Source organism: Microbacterium meiriae, from assembly GCF_032364335.1.
GTDB classification, from domain to species: domain Bacteria; phylum Actinomycetota; class Actinomycetes; order Actinomycetales; family Microbacteriaceae; genus Microbacterium; species Microbacterium meiriae.
The window spans coordinates 404816-420943 of the sequence record NZ_CP133984.1; the positions used below are offsets into that span (position 1 = coordinate 404816).

Annotated in this window: 10 protein-coding genes; 8 read left to right on the top strand and 2 right to left on the bottom strand. The window is 71.1% G+C overall.

The window, feature by feature from the left end; genetic code table 11:
- The first annotated feature begins 110 nt into the window (after nucleotides 1-110).
- Genes RI211_RS01890 through RI211_RS01900 form a run of 3 tightly spaced genes read left to right on the top strand, consistent with a single transcriptional unit; the run spans nucleotide 111 to nucleotide 1971 of the window.
- Nucleotides 111-989 carry a hypothetical protein gene (locus tag RI211_RS01890; protein ID WP_259952894.1) on the top strand — a complete coding sequence of 293 codons (879 nt, stop codon included), beginning with the start codon at nucleotides 111-113 and terminating at the stop codon, nucleotides 987-989.
- Nucleotides 986-1408: a phage holin family protein gene (locus RI211_RS01895; protein WP_187663097.1), complete on the top strand. Its 423-nt coding sequence runs from the start codon at nucleotides 986-988 to the stop codon at nucleotides 1406-1408. The genes RI211_RS01890 and RI211_RS01895 overlap by 4 nt, the downstream gene beginning before the upstream one ends.
- The gene (locus RI211_RS01900) at nucleotides 1405-1971 is read left to right on the top strand and encodes a DUF3618 domain-containing protein (RefSeq protein ID WP_187663098.1); all 567 of its coding nucleotides are present in this window, start codon (nucleotides 1405-1407) and stop codon (nucleotides 1969-1971) included. The genes RI211_RS01895 and RI211_RS01900 overlap by 4 nt, the downstream gene beginning before the upstream one ends.
- Before the next feature lie 72 nt (nucleotides 1972-2043).
- Here RI211_RS01900 and RI211_RS01905 read toward each other — a convergent pair whose 3' ends face one another.
- Entirely contained in the window at nucleotides 2044-3546 is a 1503-nt protein-coding gene (locus tag RI211_RS01905; RefSeq protein ID WP_315638053.1) for a DUF5979 domain-containing protein, read from the bottom strand.
- A gap of 235 nt (nucleotides 3547-3781) precedes the next feature.
- Between RI211_RS01905 and purM the strand changes: the two genes are divergently transcribed.
- Genes purM through RI211_RS01920 form a run of 3 tightly spaced genes read left to right on the top strand, consistent with a single transcriptional unit; the run spans nucleotide 3782 to nucleotide 7698 of the window.
- Complete coding sequence (purM, locus tag RI211_RS01910) at nucleotides 3782-4894, top strand: phosphoribosylformylglycinamidine cyclo-ligase (protein ID WP_187663100.1); 1113 nt, start codon at nucleotides 3782-3784, stop codon at nucleotides 4892-4894.
- A 6-nt stretch (nucleotides 4895-4900) separates the two neighbouring features.
- A complete protein-coding gene (gene purF, locus RI211_RS01915; protein WP_315638054.1) occupies nucleotides 4901-6373 on the top strand; it encodes an amidophosphoribosyltransferase in 1473 nt (490 codons plus the stop codon).
- The gene (locus RI211_RS01920) at nucleotides 6373-7698 is read left to right on the top strand and encodes an MFS transporter (RefSeq protein WP_315638055.1); all 1326 of its coding nucleotides are present in this window, start codon (nucleotides 6373-6375) and stop codon (nucleotides 7696-7698) included. The genes purF and RI211_RS01920 overlap by 1 nt, the downstream gene beginning before the upstream one ends.
- A 9-nt stretch (nucleotides 7699-7707) precedes the next feature.
- Here RI211_RS01920 and RI211_RS01925 read toward each other — a convergent pair whose 3' ends face one another.
- Nucleotides 7708-8742 (bottom strand): LacI family DNA-binding transcriptional regulator, encoded by a 1035-nt coding sequence (locus RI211_RS01925; RefSeq protein WP_315638056.1) that lies wholly within the window; start codon nucleotides 8740-8742, stop codon nucleotides 7708-7710.
- 93 nt (nucleotides 8743-8835) lie between these two features.
- On the opposite strand from RI211_RS01925, the gene RI211_RS01930 reads away from it, so the two are divergent.
- Nucleotides 8836-10653, top strand: a complete 1818-nt coding sequence (locus RI211_RS01930; RefSeq protein WP_315638057.1) for a glycoside hydrolase family 35 protein — start codon at nucleotides 8836-8838, stop codon at nucleotides 10651-10653.
- Between the two features lie 185 nt (nucleotides 10654-10838).
- Nucleotides 10839-16022: an endo-alpha-N-acetylgalactosaminidase family protein gene (locus RI211_RS01935; RefSeq protein ID WP_315638058.1), complete on the top strand. Its 5184-nt coding sequence runs from the start codon at nucleotides 10839-10841 to the stop codon at nucleotides 16020-16022.
- Nucleotides 16023-16128: the final 106 nt, after the last annotated feature.

Genomic DNA, 16128 nt, shown 5'->3' on the forward strand with positions numbered 1-16128 from the left:
GCACGGTAATGCCCGCGGAGAGCCGCGTCAACCCTCGCTGTGATCGCCGGATCCAGGGGTAGACCTGCTGACACGTCGGCGGCCGTCGGCGGGAGTCGAGAGGAAGAACGATGTCGCAGAGCAATGCAGAAGGTGCCGCGGGCAGCGGTACGACCGAGTCTCCGGGCACCGTCCGGACCGCCGCGCACGAGGCCGCAGGCGTCGCCGACGAGGCGAAGAGTCAGGCGGCGGGCGTCGTCGAGACCGCGAAGGCCGAGGCCGGTGCCGTCGCCCATGAGGCCAAGGACCAGGTTCGCGACCTGTACCACCAGACCAAGACCGAGCTGTCGGAGCAGGCGGCGGTGCAGCAGCGCCGTGTCGCGGACGGGCTCCGGTCCGTGGGCGGGGAGCTGGGCACGATGGCCGAGCGCTCGGACGGCGGTGTCGCCGCCGACCTCGTGCGCCAGGCGTCCACCCGGATCCAGGGCATCGCGGGCTGGATCGGCGACCGCGACCCCGGTTCGCTGCTCACGGAGGTGAAGTCGTACGCACGGGCGAAGCCCGGCACGTTCATCGCCGTGGCGGCACTCGCCGGTCTCGTCGCCGGCCGGCTGACCAGAGCGCTCTCCGAGGGCGCTGCCGAGTCGGCTTCCTCGGGGTCGGGTTCCGCCGGGTCCGGCTCTTCGTCGGCCGCTGGGGCGACGGCAGCCGCCGTTCCGCCGCGTCCCGTCGTCCCCGCGGCGACCACGCCCGGGGCGGTTCCCGGTGGTGCGGGCGCGGCCGGTGTCGCCGGAGGCGCGGGAGTCGCGGAGAACACCACCCTCGGTCAGCCGCCGCTGCCGACCGATGGCACCGTCCCCGGAGCGCCGGACGGGATGAGCGGTATCGACGCCGGCACCGCGCCGTGGGGTGTCACGCCGCACGGCGAGACGGTGGACGACGGGGACACCCCGCTCTACGACCGGACGGATGCCGCCACCCGCGGGTCCGATGAAGAGGGACGACCATGACCGACCCCATCCCCACACCGTCGGAGCAGAAGGCCGAGACCACATCTCTCGGCGATCTGCTCAGCGAGGTCACCACTGACCTGTCGACCCTGATGCGGCAGGAGCTGGAGCTGGCGAAGGCCGAGCTCAAGCAATCGGCGACGCGTGCCGGCCGGGGGGCGGGCATGCTCGGCGGGGCCGGATACGGCGCGCTCATGGCCGTGTTCTTCCTGTCGGTGGCCCTCTGGTGGGCCCTCGGCGCCTATGTCACCGGTCTCGGCTGGTCGGCCGTGATCGTCGCCGTCATCTGGGCGGTGATCGCCCTCGTCCTGTTCGTGATGGGACGCAAGCAGTTGAAGAGCATCGAAGGGGCTCCGCGCACCGTGGACACCCTCAAGCGCATCCCTGATGCGGTGAAGAGGAATGAGGAGAACAAATGAGCGATTCACCCGACGCGATCCGCGCCGACATCGAGCGGACCCGAGCAGAGTTCGGCAGGGACGTCGACGCTCTCGCCGACAAGGTCACCCCCTCGAAGGTCGTGCACCGGCAGACGCAGAAGATGAAGGGCGCTGTGCGCTCGGCCGTCGACCGGGTCATGGGCGCCGCCGATGACGCCGGTGACCGCCTGGGGGACGCCTCCTCCTCGGTCGCCGATGCCGGGCGGCACACCGTCGCCAAGGCGCAGGGGAATCCGCTGGCGGTGGGCCTCATGGCCTTCGCCGCCGGCCTCGTCGTGGCCGCCGTCATCCCCGCCTCCTCGAAGGAGAAGGAGCTGGCCGAGGACATCAAGGAGAAGGCCCAGCCTCTCGTCGATGAGGCGACCGACGTCGCCAAGACGATCGGACAGGACCTCAAGGAGCCGGCGCAGGAGGCCTTCGCCGCCGTCAAGGATGAGGCCGCCGGCGCCGCAGCCCACGTCCGTGACGACGCGACCCACGCCGTCGACGAGGTGAAGGGCAGCGCTCAGGACGCTCGCGACAACGTCGCAGGCCAGAGCTGACCGTACGGAACCCCGTTGCACGAGGGCCCGGTCCGATCCGTCGGACCGGGCCCTTCGCGTCGCGGGCGAGCGTCAGTTCTCGATGCCGGTGCTTCCGGGTGCGGAGTCCGCGTGGGTGGCGGACCGACGGCTGAGCAGGATCCACGCTGCGAGCGCCAGCACCGCCCCGGTGGCGAGTCCGATCAGACCGCCGGGGTCGCCGCCGGTGGCCGCGAGGCCCGTGGTCGGCGGCGAGGGCGGTGCCGGCGGCGTCGAGGGTGACGGCGGTTCCGTCGTGGTCGGCGGCGTGCTCGGGGACGGCGGGGAGAGCGTGGCCGGGTTCGTCAGCTCGACAGCCACGACCGACCCCGCGCCGATCGTGAGCTGTGCTCCTTCGTCCGTCGTGGTCACGCCGTCGCCGCGGAACTGCGGGGTTCCCCACACGACGCCGGGGACGGCATCCGCGGTGTGCTCGGACAGCGTCACGACCGTGCCGACGGGAATCCGCCCGACGCTTCGGTCGGTGCCGTCCACGGGCAGCGTGAGCGTACCGGTGACGGGGCCGTCCGCTCCGGGGTACGAGTAGTCGACGGCGAACGTCGCGCCGGCCGGGACGAGGGGTGCGGCCGCGCCCGTGATCCGCTTCGCGACCGAGAAGCCGCCGAGACCGTCGCCATCGCCGTCGCCTCCGGCCAGGCTCGCGGTGACGGACGCCGTGGTGGTCGTGAAACTCGACCCGGAGACGGTGTTGCTGAACACCTGTCCGGTGTGCGCGTCTGCGGGCAGGCGCGTCTGGTACGAGACGCGATAGAGGCGGTCAGGCTCCGCCGGCGCGGCGAAGACCACTGTGAACGAGGAGCTGTCAGCGTCCGGGGTGAAGACATAGTCCGACCCGGCTGTGAGGGTGCGGAAGTCTGCGGCATCGAACAGGCCGCCGTTCCAGGCGTCCACGGCGACCGAACCGATCGCCACGGTGCTCGGCAACAGGCTCAGCCCCGGGGTCGCGGTGTCGGTGAGGGTCGGGCGCTCGCCGCTGAGCAGGCGTCCCGGCACCCAGATGTACCACTCGATCGTCCCGTCGGCGGTCTGCACGCCCGACTTGGTCGCGTCCGTCGGGGCCGGCTCGGAGCGCTGCGGACCGACGCCGCCACCGGGGATCTCCACGGTGATCGGGCCTCCGTCCCCGGTGGTGAAGGTCACGGTGTCGTCTTCCGTGGTCTCCTCCGCCTTCATCTGGAAGAACAGGGTGCCGCGGACGTTGTCGTGCGTGAGGACGTAGTCGCTCAGCGTGCACGTGATGGCGGTCGCCGCGACGGTGCACGTGCCGACGGTGGCGCCGTCCGGGGCTCGCAGCGGGAAGGACGAGGTGACACCGACGAAGCGGGGCGTCGTCGGAAAGCTGAGCGAGAAAGTGTCTCCGGGCTGCGCGCTGTCGGGGACGGCCCACGTGGCCTCGAGGCGGAGGGTGTCGTACAGGTGCACCTCACCTGTCGGCTCCACCACCGTCGCCGAGGTGATGGCGTCCCACTCCGCGGCGTGCGCCGCCGGCGGCACGGCGAGCCCGACCAGTGCAAGGAGGGCGATGGCGCTGCTCACGCCGACAACGCTCCTCCCCTGTCGTCGCTGCGTTCTCCTCTTCTGCGCGCGCACTGTCCACCTCTCCTGTTCTTTCCGGGAACCCCGGAAGCCGGGCCCGCCTGCTTCGGCGATAGACTCTCACATACAAAGATGATTACGCCACATATGAGGATTGATAGGTGCAGATCGCGGCGGGTGAGCCGGGAAGGAGGCGGCGAGCCGAGTGGTCGGCCGCGGGCGGTAGGCTGTTCGAGTGGCTGCCTCCCCCACCAACCCCTATTCCGAAGCCGGCGTCGACACCGCGGCGGGTGACCTCGCCGTCGAACTGATGAAGTCGTCCGTCCGTGCCACGCACGGCCCCGAGGTGCTCGGCGGCGTCGGCGGATTCGCCGGTCTGTTCGACGCCAGCGCGCTGCGGGACTTCCGTCGCCCGTTGCTCGCGACCAGCACCGACGGCGTCGGCACGAAGGTCGCCATCGCGCAGGCGATCGACAAGCACGACACGATCGGCCAGGACCTGGTCGGCATGGTCGTTGACGACATCGTCGTGGTCGGCGCGAAGCCTCTGTTCATGACCGACTACATCGCGTGCGGCAAGGTCGTCCCCGAGCGGATCGCGGACATCGTGCGCGGCATCGCCGAGGCGTGCGCGGCGACGGGCACGGCGCTGGTCGGCGGCGAGACGGCGGAGCATCCCGGCCTCCTCGGTCCGCGCGACTACGACGTCGCCGGGGCGGCGACGGGCGTGGTCGAGGCCGACGCCATCCTCGGCGCCGAGCGCGTGCAGGACGGTGATGCGGTCATCGCGGTCGCCTCCAGCGGCCTGCACTCCAACGGCTACTCGCTCGTGCGTCACATCATCACCCGCGCCGGGATCTCCTACGGTGACAACGCCGCGGACTTCGGCTCGACCTGGGGCGAGGCCCTCCTCGAGCCGACCCGGCTCTACACGCTTCCGCTGCTGCGCCTGATCGAGGCCTCCGGCGGAGTCCACGCCCTGAGCCACGTCACCGGCGGGGGCATCGCCGCCAACCTCGCCCGCGTGCTGCCGCAGGGAAGCTGGGTCGAGGTCGACCGCAGCACGTGGTCGCCGAGCCCGGTCTTCCGTGTGCTGAGCGACATCGCCGGTTCCACGCTCGAGTCCGCCGAGGGCACCTGGAACCTCGGCATCGGATTCCTCGCCGTGGTGGCGGCGGACAAGAAGGACGCCGCGATCGCGGCGCTGAACGCCGAGGGCATGCCCTCCTGGCAGGTCGGCACGGTGGGCTTCGGCCCGCGTCCGGCCGGTGAATTCGAACAGGGCGCCAAGGGCGTCGATGGTGGAGCAGTGCGCCTCGTCGGCGCCTACGCGGACGGAGCGAAGTAAGAGCCCATGTGCGGCATCGTCGGAATGGTGGGCTCTGCCCCGGTCAATCAGGACATCTACGACGCCCTCCTGCTGCTGCAGCATCGCGGGCAGGACGCGACGGGCATCGCGACTGCCGAGGCGAACGGCGTCATGCACAACGCCAAGGCTCAGGGGATGGTGCGCGAGGCGTTCCGCACCCGTGACATGCGCGGCCTGCTGGGCAACGTCGGCCTCGGCCACGTCCGCTACGCCACCAAGGGCACCGCGTCCAGCGAAGAGGAGATGCAGCCGTTCTACGTGAACGCGCCCTACGGCATCATCCTCATCCACAACGGCAACCTCACGAACACGCGCGAGCTCGCCGCCGACATGGCACAGCGCGACCGCCGGCACCTGAACTCGTCGAGCGACACCGAGCTGCTGCTCAACGTGCTCGCCGGTGAGCTGCAGGCCACGACCTCCACGGTCGACCTCGACCCCGACCGGATCTTCGAGGCCGTCGCCCGCACGCATGACCGCATCGAGGGCGCGTACGCCGTGATCGCCGTGATCGCCAACTACGGCCTGCTCGCGTTCCGGGATCCGTTCGGCATCCGTCCGCTGATCCTGGGTCGTCGTCCTTCGACCGTCGTCGGCGCGGAGGGCAAGGACGAGTGGGTCGTGGCGAGCGAGTCGCTCGTGCTCGAGAACGGCGACTACGAGGTCGTGCGCGAGATCGAGCCCGGAGAGGCCGTCTTCATCACGAACGACGGCGAGCTGTTCTCCCAGCAGTGCGCCACCGCCGCGACGCTCGCACCCTGTGCGTTCGAGTACGTCTACCTCGCCCGTCCGGACTCGGTCATGAACGGCATCTCGGTGTACGAGTCGCGCCTGCGGATGGGCGACAAGCTCGCCGACACGATCGCGAAGCACGTGCCGATGGACAAGATCGACGTGGTCATGCCGATCCCCGACTCGTCTCGTCCCGCGGCCATGGAGGTCGCCCGCAAGCTCGGCATCGAGTACCGCGAGGGCTTCTACAAGAACCGCTACGTCGGCCGGACCTTCATCATGCCGGGGCAGGCGGTGCGCAAGAAGAGCGTGCGCCAGAAGTTGAACGCCATGTCCACGGAGTTCCAGGGCAAGAACGTGCTGCTGATCGACGACTCCATCGTGCGCGGCACCACCTCGAAGGAGATCATCCAGATGGCCCGGGATGCCGGAGCCGCCTCGGTGACCTTCGCCTCCGCCGCCCCGCCGGTCCGGCACCCGCACGTGTACGGCATCAACATGCCGTCCCGGCACGAGCTCATCGCCCACGGCCGCACGATCCCCGAGATCGCCGAGGAGCTGGGCTGCGACCACCTCGTGTACCAGGAGGTCGACGACCTGAAGGCCGCGATCACCGAGGGCTCCGCGCTGGAAGACCTCGACATGAGCTGCTTCGACGGGCGCTACGTCACCGGCACCGTCACCGACGAGTACCTCGCCTGGGTGGAGGGGTCGCAGACCTCTTGATGTCCGGGTCCCTGAGCGCACCGCAGGGCCGACCCCTCTGGCAGGGGCGCGCCCTCGCGTTGGTCGGGATCGTGCTGGTCGCGTTCTCGCTGCGGTCCGCCGTCGCCTCGCTCTCCCCGGTCTTGGACCACGTCGCCGAGGACTTCCCGGTGGCCCCCGTGATCGTCGGGCTGATCGGTGCGGCCCCACCTGTCTGCTTCGCGCTGTTCGGGCTGCTGACCCCGCTGTTCGAGCGCCGGTTCGGGTTGGAGCGGATGGCGGTCGCGGCGATCGTGCTGATGGCGGCGGGCATGCTGCTGCGCGGCCTCGCCCCCGACTCCTGGAGCCTGCTGGCCGCGACCGCGGTCGTGTTCGCCGGTGTGGGGTCGGGCAACGTCCTGCTGCCGCCGCTGGTCAAGAAGTACTTCGCCGACCGGCTCGGCGTCATGATGACCGCGTACTCCACGACGCTCGCGGTCTCGACCTTCCTCCCGCCGCTGGTCGCCGTCCCGGTCGCCGACTCGCTCGGGTGGCGGATCTCGCTGGGCATGTGGGGCGTGGTGGCCGCACTCGCCCTCGTGCCGTGGGTCACGCTCCTGGTGCGCTCCCGCGGCGGCGACGATCGCCCGGTGCCGACGGAGCTCCTGGTCCCCGACCCCACCGACGGCGTGGACGATGTGCGCGACGCGGTCGCCGCCTCGACCGGGCCGATCACGACCCAGTCCGCGAGTCCCCGCGTCTTCGGCCGGCTCTGGCGGCTGCCGCTGGCGTGGGCGCTCGCCCTCGTGTTCGGCACCTCCTCGACCATGGCCTACGTCGCCTTCGCCTGGCTGCCGACCATCCTCGTGGACCTCGGCGGCGTGACCCCGGCGACCGCCGGCTTCCTGCTCTCGCTGTTCGCGCTCGTCGGGCTGCCCTGCTCCATGCTCGTGCCGGTGCTCGTCGTGCGGTTCCAGGCGACCCGCCCGCTGTTCTTCGTTGCCGTGGTCGCCGGCCTTGTCGGGCTCGCCGGCCTGCTGCTCTTCCCGACCGTCGCGCTGCCGCTGTGGGTCGCGATCTTCGGGCTCACCGCGATCATGTTCCCGCTGAGCCTCGTGCTCCTGAGCATCCGCGCCCGTACGCCGGAGAGCGCCGTCGCCCTGAGCGGCTTCGTGCAGAGCATCGGCTACGCGATCGCGGCGGTGTTCCCGCTCCTCGTCGGCCTTCTCCACGACACCAGCGGCGGGTGGCAGGTGCCGCTTCTCGTGGTGGCGGGGGTGCTGGTCGTCTCGGTGCCGGCGGGGATCATCGCGGGTCGCCGCCGCACGATCGAGGACGAGTGGGAGCGCCGCCACGGTCGCTGGTGACGATCGCGGTCAGAGCGCTCGTCGGGGTGGGGCGGTCGAGGAGCGCACGATGAGCTGCGGGTCGGTGGAGGGCATCTCGCCGACCGGGTCGTGGCCCTCGATCTGGGTGATGAGCCGCAGCGCGGCGGCGCGGCCCATGGCCTCGAACGGCTGACGGACGGTCGTCAGCGCGGGGGAGGCGTACGCGGCGAGGGCGATGTCGTCGACGCTCACCACGGAGATGTCCTCCGGCACGCTGCGCCCCGCTTCGTGCAGGGCGCGGATGAGGCCGAACGCCATCTCGTCGCTGCTGACGAAGACCGCGGTCGCCTCGGGGATCGCGGCGATGGTGCGCCCGGCCCGGTACCCGGACTCCGGGGTCCAGTCCGCCGGGATCACCGGCGGCGGGACGATGCCGCGCTCGCGGAGCGTCTGCTCCCAGGCCTCGCTGCGCTGCTGCGTCTCCGTCCAGTAGTCGTCGCCGGAGACGTGCCACACGGTCTCGTGGCCGAGGTCGAGGAGGTGCTCCACGGCGAGTCGGGCGATCGCGCGCTGGTCGACCGCGAGCGGGGCGTCCTCCTCCAGGGAGGTGCGCTCGCTGCGGGTGGCGGGCGTCCGTTCGGTGCGCGCCCGCATCGCCGGTGTGTCCAGGGCGATGGGCACGCCGAGGATGATGCCCTCCGCACCCTGCCGCTCCAGGCGGTCGAAGGCCTCGAGGAAGGCGTCGTCCGAGGCGTGGTCGGCCACCGCGGCGGTGGTCACGGTGTAGCCGTTGGCCGCCGCGGCCTGCTGGATGCCGACCCCGAGTGCGGCGGAGGAGTAGCGGTCCGTCGAGACGACGATCACGCCGAGCACGCGCGTGCGTCCCGATGCGAGCGACGCGGCTGCGGCGTGCACCCGGTAACCGAGTTCCTCGACGGCGGCCAGCACCCGTCGCGCGGTGTCGGGGCGGACGTTGTCCTGCCCGGACATGACGCGCGAGACGGTCTGCGTGGAGACGCCGGCAAGGCGGGCGACGTCGACCTGGCTGGGGGCGCGGTCGTCTTTCGGGCGGCGAGGGGACATGCCCCAATGGTAGCGATCCATCGGCGGAAAACCAGGGAGCGCGGACCTCGGCGATGCGATAATGTGAACGCAAACAATTCAGCTGGGAGTGCAATGTCCGACCTTCTCGCCGCGGCTTCCGACGGCTCGACCACCGCCGTCGCCGCGCCGGCAGACGCCGCTGCCTCCGGCGCTCCCGCCTTGTCCTGGCGCGAGGGGGAGATCCTCCGCGACGGTGTGCCCCACCGCATCCTGTCGGGCTCGATCCACTACTTCCGCGTCCACCCCGACCAGTGGGAGGACCGCCTGCGTCGGCTCGCCGCGATGGGCGCGAACACGGTCGACACCTACGTCGCCTGGAACTTCCACGAGAGGGTCGAGGGGGACATCCGCTTCGACGGCTGGCGGGACGTCGAGCGCTTCGTGCGACTGGCCGGCGAGGTCGGCCTCGACGTCTTCCTCCGACCGAGCCCCTACATCTGCGCGGAGTGGTCCAACGGCGGGTTGCCCTTCTGGCTCACCGGCAGGGTCTCGGCGCTGCGGACGAGCGACCCCGCATTCCTCGCCGCGGTCGACGCCTGGTACGACGCCCTGCTCCCGCGGCTCGCCCCTCTGCAGGCGGCCTACGGCGGGCCGATCGTGGCGATCCAGATCGAGAACGAGTACGGATCGTTCGGCAGCGATGCCGCCTACCTCGCCCACCTGCGTGACGGGCTCCGGCGACGGGGCATGGTGGAGATGCTGACGACGGCCGACGGGATCACCCCGGACATGATCGCGCACGGGAGCGTGCCGGGTGCGATGACGACGTTCACGTTCGGCACCGGGGTGCCGGTGGCGGCCTCCCTGCGTCGGCACGGGGAGGCGCTCATGTGCAGCGAGCTCTGGGGCGGCTGGTTCGACCACTGGGGCGAGCGGCACCACGTGCGCTCGGCGGACAGTATGGGCGGGACGATCCGCGAGCTCCTCGACGAGGGCGGCTCGGTCAGCCTCTACATGGCGCACGGGGGCACCAACTTCGGCCTGTGGAACGGTGCGAACCACGACCTCGTGCTGCAGCCCACGGTGACCAGCTACGACTCCGATGCCCCGATCGGCGAGGACGGCACGCTCGGGGAGAAGTTCCATGCGCTTCGCGCGCTCTTCGCCCCCTTCCACGCCGACGGACTGCCGCCCGTGCCCGACCAGCCGCGGCGGCAGTCCGCGACCTCCGCGCCTCTGGAGCGGCGAGCGAGCCTGCTCGACGTGGTCCGGGCGACCCCTGCCGCGGGCGGGCTCTCGCCGCGCCCGCTGACCTTCGAGCAGCTCGGAGCGGAGGACGGCCTCGTGGCCTACGCGGCCGACGTGTCGTTCCCGGACGAGGCGACACTGACCGTCGACGGCCTGCACGATCGTGCGGTCGTCTTCCTCGACGACCGCCGCCTCGGTGTGCTCGAGCGGGACGGCGAGACGTCCCTCGCTCTCCCGGCGGACGGCGGTTCCGGTCGGCTGGCGCTCGTCGTCGAGAGCCTCGGGCGCATCAACTACGGGCCGTACACCGGCGAGGGCAAGGGCATCATGCGCGGCGTGATGATCGGCCGCCGTCTCGTGAACGGCTGGACGCATCGCCTCCTGCCGCAGACGGCACCGGCGGTGGACGCCGCTGCCGTGGGCGGGGTGGACGGCCTCGCCGTCGCCGCGCTGGACGTCGCCGAACCCCTGGACGCGTGGCTCGCCTTCCCCGGTGGCGGCAAGGGACTGGTGTGGCTGAACGGATTCCTGCTCGGACGCTACTGGAGCGTGGGCCCGCAGGAGACGCTCTACGCCCCCGCGCCGTTGTGGCGTACCGGGCGCAACGAGATCGTGGTGCTCGACACCGACGGCCTCGGTGCGACGGTGGAGATCCGGGAGGCGCCGTCCCTCGGGGAGACCGAGGAGTTCATCGGCTCCTGAGCCGCACTCGGGCCTCGGGTGGTGACCTTCGGCCAATGTTTGCGCATACTTGACGTTCGACTCTTGTCTTAAGCCACAAGCTCGCTCTACGGTGATAGCGCAAACATCGGTTTCGATCGATGATCCATCTGCGACGCACCGGGGCGTCCCTTCCTCCGGCCGTCGCACCGTTCGAGAGGCAAGACGTGTCGACACCTTCCCGACCGCCGCGCACCGCCGTCGCTGTCAGTTCCCTGCTGGCGACGGCTCTCGCGCTCGGCGGAGCGCTCCTCCCTGCGACCGCGGCGCAGGCCGCCGATCTCGTCCCCGTCCCGCACGCGGACTACCGGCTGCACGCGGTGTCCAGCGAAGCCGATCCGTATCCGGCGCCGCCTTCGCTCGACGGCACGGCTCTCGGCGCCTTCGACGGCGACTACTCGACCCAGTGGACGTCGCGGTACTCGGCCAACGCCCCCTTCCCGCACTGGATCGCGCTCGATCTGCAGCGGCCCCTCTCGGTGAAGGCGCTGGACTATTCGGTCAAGCGCGGGCAGAGCGTCGCGGCGAAGACCGTCGAGGTGTACGTCGCGGATGACGCCGACGCCGCGCGCACCTCGCCCGCCGACGGGGGATGGGGCGCCGCCGTCGCGGCCGCGACGCTGCACGCGCCCACCGCGAACGACGAGAAGCAGCGCATCTCGCTGGAGACCGCGAAGGACGGCCGGTACGTCGCCCTCCTCATCATCGACGCGCAGGGCACCACGGGCGGCGGCGCCGGCGAGATCCAGGTGCTCTCCGACGAGGAGCTCCCGCCGATCGTGACCCAGCCGGAGACGCCGGAGCAGCCGGAGCCCGGGGACACCGTCGAGATCGCCGCGGGCGGCACCACGGCCACCGTCTCCTCCGCGTTCCCGCAGATCCTCGGCTACCGCGTGGGCGATGAGCGCCTCGGCGGACAGAAGGGCTCCCCGCGCACCTGGGCGGTCAACGGCACCGCCTATGCGTCGACCACCACCTCCACGGCGACGGCGACCGGCGTCGACTACGTCTCGACCCTGACCGGCATCGACGTCACGGTGCGCAGCAGCATCCGCGTCGCGGCGAACGGCACGGTCGAGTTCGCCGTGACCGGAGTCGACGGCTCCGCTGCGGTGAACACCCTGGCGCTCCCCGACAACGCCTTCCTCTCCGCGACGGCCGCGGACGGCGCCGTCCTCGACCGCACCGTGATCAGCCCGAACAGCACGACGAACGCCGATGAGCACATCGCTGTGGCGCCCGCGACCGCCACCGGGACGAAGGGCGCGGCTTTCGCCTTCCTCGGCGACGGGACCCTCGCCGGCAGCGTGATCACGAACGCGACGACGCAGGCCTCCGGCGGCACCGCCTCATGGAACACCCGGCTCACGACGCGGGTGACCGCGGCCGACGGCCGGACCGCGGAGATCGGCTCGAACACCTGGCTCATCCATCCGACCACCGCCGTCGACAGCCGGGTGACGACCTACGCCCTTCCGAAGGTCACGGTGCTCCTCACCGCCGATCGCAACGGCGACGAGACCGTGGACTGGCAGGACGCCGCGATCCGCTACCGGGAGGTCGACGCCCCGCGCCTCGGTGCCGACCGGGTCGCCGACCGCGTGATCAGCCGCATCCCGTTCAACTTCGCCTCGAGCGCCACGAACTACTTCGACCTCGTGCTCGACAACACCAAGCGCATCGCGAACCAGACCGACGGCCTCGGGCAGTGGGTGCTCAACAAGGGCTTCGGCAGCGAAGGACACGACTCCGCGAACACCGACTACGGCGGGAACTACAACGAGCGCGCGGGCGGCCTCGCCGACCTCAACCGTCTCGTCGACGAGGGGGCGAAGCTCAACGCCGACATGAGCGTGCACGTCAACGCCACCGAGATCTATCCGCAGGCGGACGCGTTCGACGCGGCGATCCTCGACGGCACACCGCCGTACAAGCCCGGCTGGAACTGGCTCGACCAGTCGTACTACATCAATCAGCAGACCGATCTCGGCACCGGACGCGTGCTCGACCGCTTCCAGCAGCTGCGGGACGAGGTGCCGGGGCTCAGCGGCGTCTACATCGACGTGTACTACTCCAACGGCTGGGTGGCCGAGGAGCTCGCGGACGAGCTGAACGCCATGGACCTCGAGGTCGCGACCGAGTGGGGCGACAAGTTCGTCGACAGCACGGTCTGGTCGCACTGGCCGAACGACCTCGCCTACGGCGGCAAGGACAACAAGGGCATCAACTCCACCATGGTGCGGTTCATCCAGAACGCGCAGGCGGACGTCTGGAACGACGACGTCCTGCTGGGCCAGCAGCGTCTCGTCGATGCCGAGGGCTGGGTGGGCAACCGCAACTGGGACGGCTTCATCGGCAACATCTGGTCGCAGAGCCTGCCGACGAAGTTCCTGCAGCACTTCGACCTGCAGACGTACGCGGCGGGGGCCGAGGCGACCTTCACCGACGACGTGGCGGTCCGGATCGACGGTGGTACCCGCGTCATCACGATGGACGGCGCGACCGTCCTGCGGGGCGACTCCTACCTGCTGCCGTGGCAGTCGCTGGAGTCGAGCGCCGAGTCGGGTTCGCCCGTCGACGCGGACAAGATGTACTTCTTCACGGCCTCCGGCGGTGAGAAGACCTTCGGGCTCACGGATGCCTTCCGCGGCAACACGACCTTCGACGTGTTCGCACTCGGCGACCAGGGGCGCGAAAAGGTGGACACCGTCACCGCGGTCGACGGGAAGCTGACGCTCTCCGGCGAGAAGGGGGCGGCTTACGTCGTCGTGCCCCAGGGTGGGGCGCAGCGGGCGGCGATCGAGTACCGCGACGCGGGCCTGGCCGATCCCGGGTTCAACTCGGGGTCGCTGGACGGCTGGAACCCGCGGGGCGACGTGACCATCGAGCGCACGGACCTCGGCGCGGCGAAGAACGCCTCACGGGGCGACAACATCGCGGTGTTCGGCTCATCCGCGTCCGCGATCTCGCAGACCGTCACCGGCCTCACCCCCGGGAAGCGCTACGCGTTCTCCGCGCAGGTGCAGATCGATCCGACGGCCACGCGCGACGTGAGCGTCGCGGTCGACACCGGCGCCGGCGTCGTCAGCCGCACCTGGAACCTCTCGCCGACATACAACTACATGCGCGCCGACTCCAAGGCCGGGCAGTACTACCAGCGCGGATCGGTGTCGTTCCTCGCCCCGGCCTCCGGCGACGTGATCGTCTCGGTCTCGGCGGTCGCCGGTGACGCGGCGGTGCGAGTCGACAACGCCAGGGTGATGGCGGACACGACGGCGCCGACCGCCGCGGGCACCGTGTACTCGAACGACTTCGAGGGCAACCAGCCCGGGTGGGGCCCGTTCGTGAAGGGTGACGCCAACGGCATCGACGACCCGCGTACGAGCATCTCGCGTCGGCACGACCCGTACACGAGCAGCGACTGGCGCAACACGGCCAAGCCGTTCGACTCCGGAGCCACGGCGGGCCTCGCGGTGGACTCCACCCTCACCGGTGAGCACTCGCTGATGTCGCACTCCGAGAACTCCGGCGTCGTCTACCGGACCGACCCCACGCTCGTCCCGCTGCAGGCTGGGCACACCTATCGCATCGGGTTCGACTACCAGGCCGGAGCGAGCGGAGCGTACCGCTGGCTGACCGGTACGGACGCCGTGATCGACGGGGAGATCTCCTCGACGACCCTGCGTCGCACTCCTGTCGTACAGGCGCTGGAGACCACCGCGTTCCGCGAGGACGTGATCGTGGGCTGCGGCGACTACACCTGGGTCGGTCTGGAGCGCGTCGGCGGGCCGGACGTCGACTTCGTCCTCGACGACTTCACGGTGACGGACCTCGGCCCGACGGACGGAGGCACCCCGTGCGCCACCGTCGCCGGCGAGGCCGTGACCCTGAGCCCCGGGGCGCAGACATCCTTCACCACGACCTTCACCAACAGCGAGGACATCCTGGCGGAGAACGTCGGCGTGCAGCTCGACCTCCCGGAGGGCTACATCGTCGAGGTCGCGGACGGCTCCTCGAACCTGTTCACGAAGGTCGCCCCCGGCGAGAGCGTGACGACGGACTGGCTGCTGACGGCACCGGCGTCGGCCGCGGGCTCGCCGGTGAGCATCGGCATCGCCGCCACCTACCTCGTCGACTGCGATGTGCGGACCGTGCAGACCGCGCAGGAGGCCGCTGTCGCGTCCCGCGCCCGCATCCCGAACGCGCAGATCACCGCGACCGCGAGCTCCGAGGAGACCGCGGGTGAGGACGGCACGGCGGCGAACATGCTCGACGGCAACGCCGGGACGTTCTGGCACAGCCGCTGGAGCACTGACGCCGCCGCGTATCCGCACGTGCTGACGTTCGACCTCGGTTCCGCCGAGACGGTCGACGGCATCTCCTATCTGCGTCGCGGCGCGAACCAGAACGGCCCCATCAAGGGCTTCCAGGTCGCGGTCTCCACCGACGGGCAGACCTTCACCGACGTGGCCGCGGGGGAGTGGAAGAACGTCGCGGAGTGGCAGGACGTCGACTTCGCGGCGACGACCGCGCGATACGTTCGGGTGACGGCGACCTCGTCGATCTCGGGCACGCCGTTCGCGGCCGTGGCGGAGATGGCAGTGTACGGCACCACCGCCCCGCAGGCCGGGCACGCACCGGAGGCGCGACCCGAGGACGACCTCGGGGTCTGCGCTCCGGAGACCGATCCTGCGTTGACGCTCGGCGCGGATTCCGTGCGGGCAGGGGAGACGGTCGAGGCCGTGCTCTCGGGCTTCGCGCCCGACGCCGCCGTCTCGTTCTGGCTGGACGGCGTACGGCTCGCGGACGCCACGGTCGATGCGCACGGCGCGCTCACCACGCGGGTCCTCATCCCCGCGGACGCGACGGTCGGAAAGCACCGGTTCCTCGTCAACGACGCCTCCGGCGCGGAGGTGGCCGGCGCCGCGCTCAAGGTCAAGAAGGCGAAGCCGGCGAAGACGGCCGTCCTCACCCCGTCGGTCGGCACCGCGGCGGCAGGAGACTCCCTCCGCGTGCAGCTCCGCGGCTTCGACCCCGAGGCGGTCGTGCAGCTGTGGCTGCACTCGGAGCCGGTCCGCGTGGGCGAGGTGACGATCGCTGCCGACGGCAGTGCAACGGCGACCGTCACCATCCCGGCGGCCACACCCGCGGGTGCCCATGCGCTCGTGGCGACGGACGCCGAGGGCGCCGAGCTCGCTCGTGCGGATCTCGCGGTCACCGCGGCCGCGACCGCCGCGGGTGGGGCGCTGGCCACGACCGGCGCGGAGGGGATGACGTGGCTGGCGGTCGCCGTCGGTGCGCTCGCCCTGAGCGCCCTCGGTGCGGGGCTCTGGCGACGGCGACGCAGCTGAGTCCCTCTGCTGCACACGAGAGGCCCGGGGTTCGCCCCGGGCCTCTTCTGCACGCGGCGGGGAGTTTGCCCGTTCTCCACGGGTTGCGGTTCCGAGGCCGGAGAGC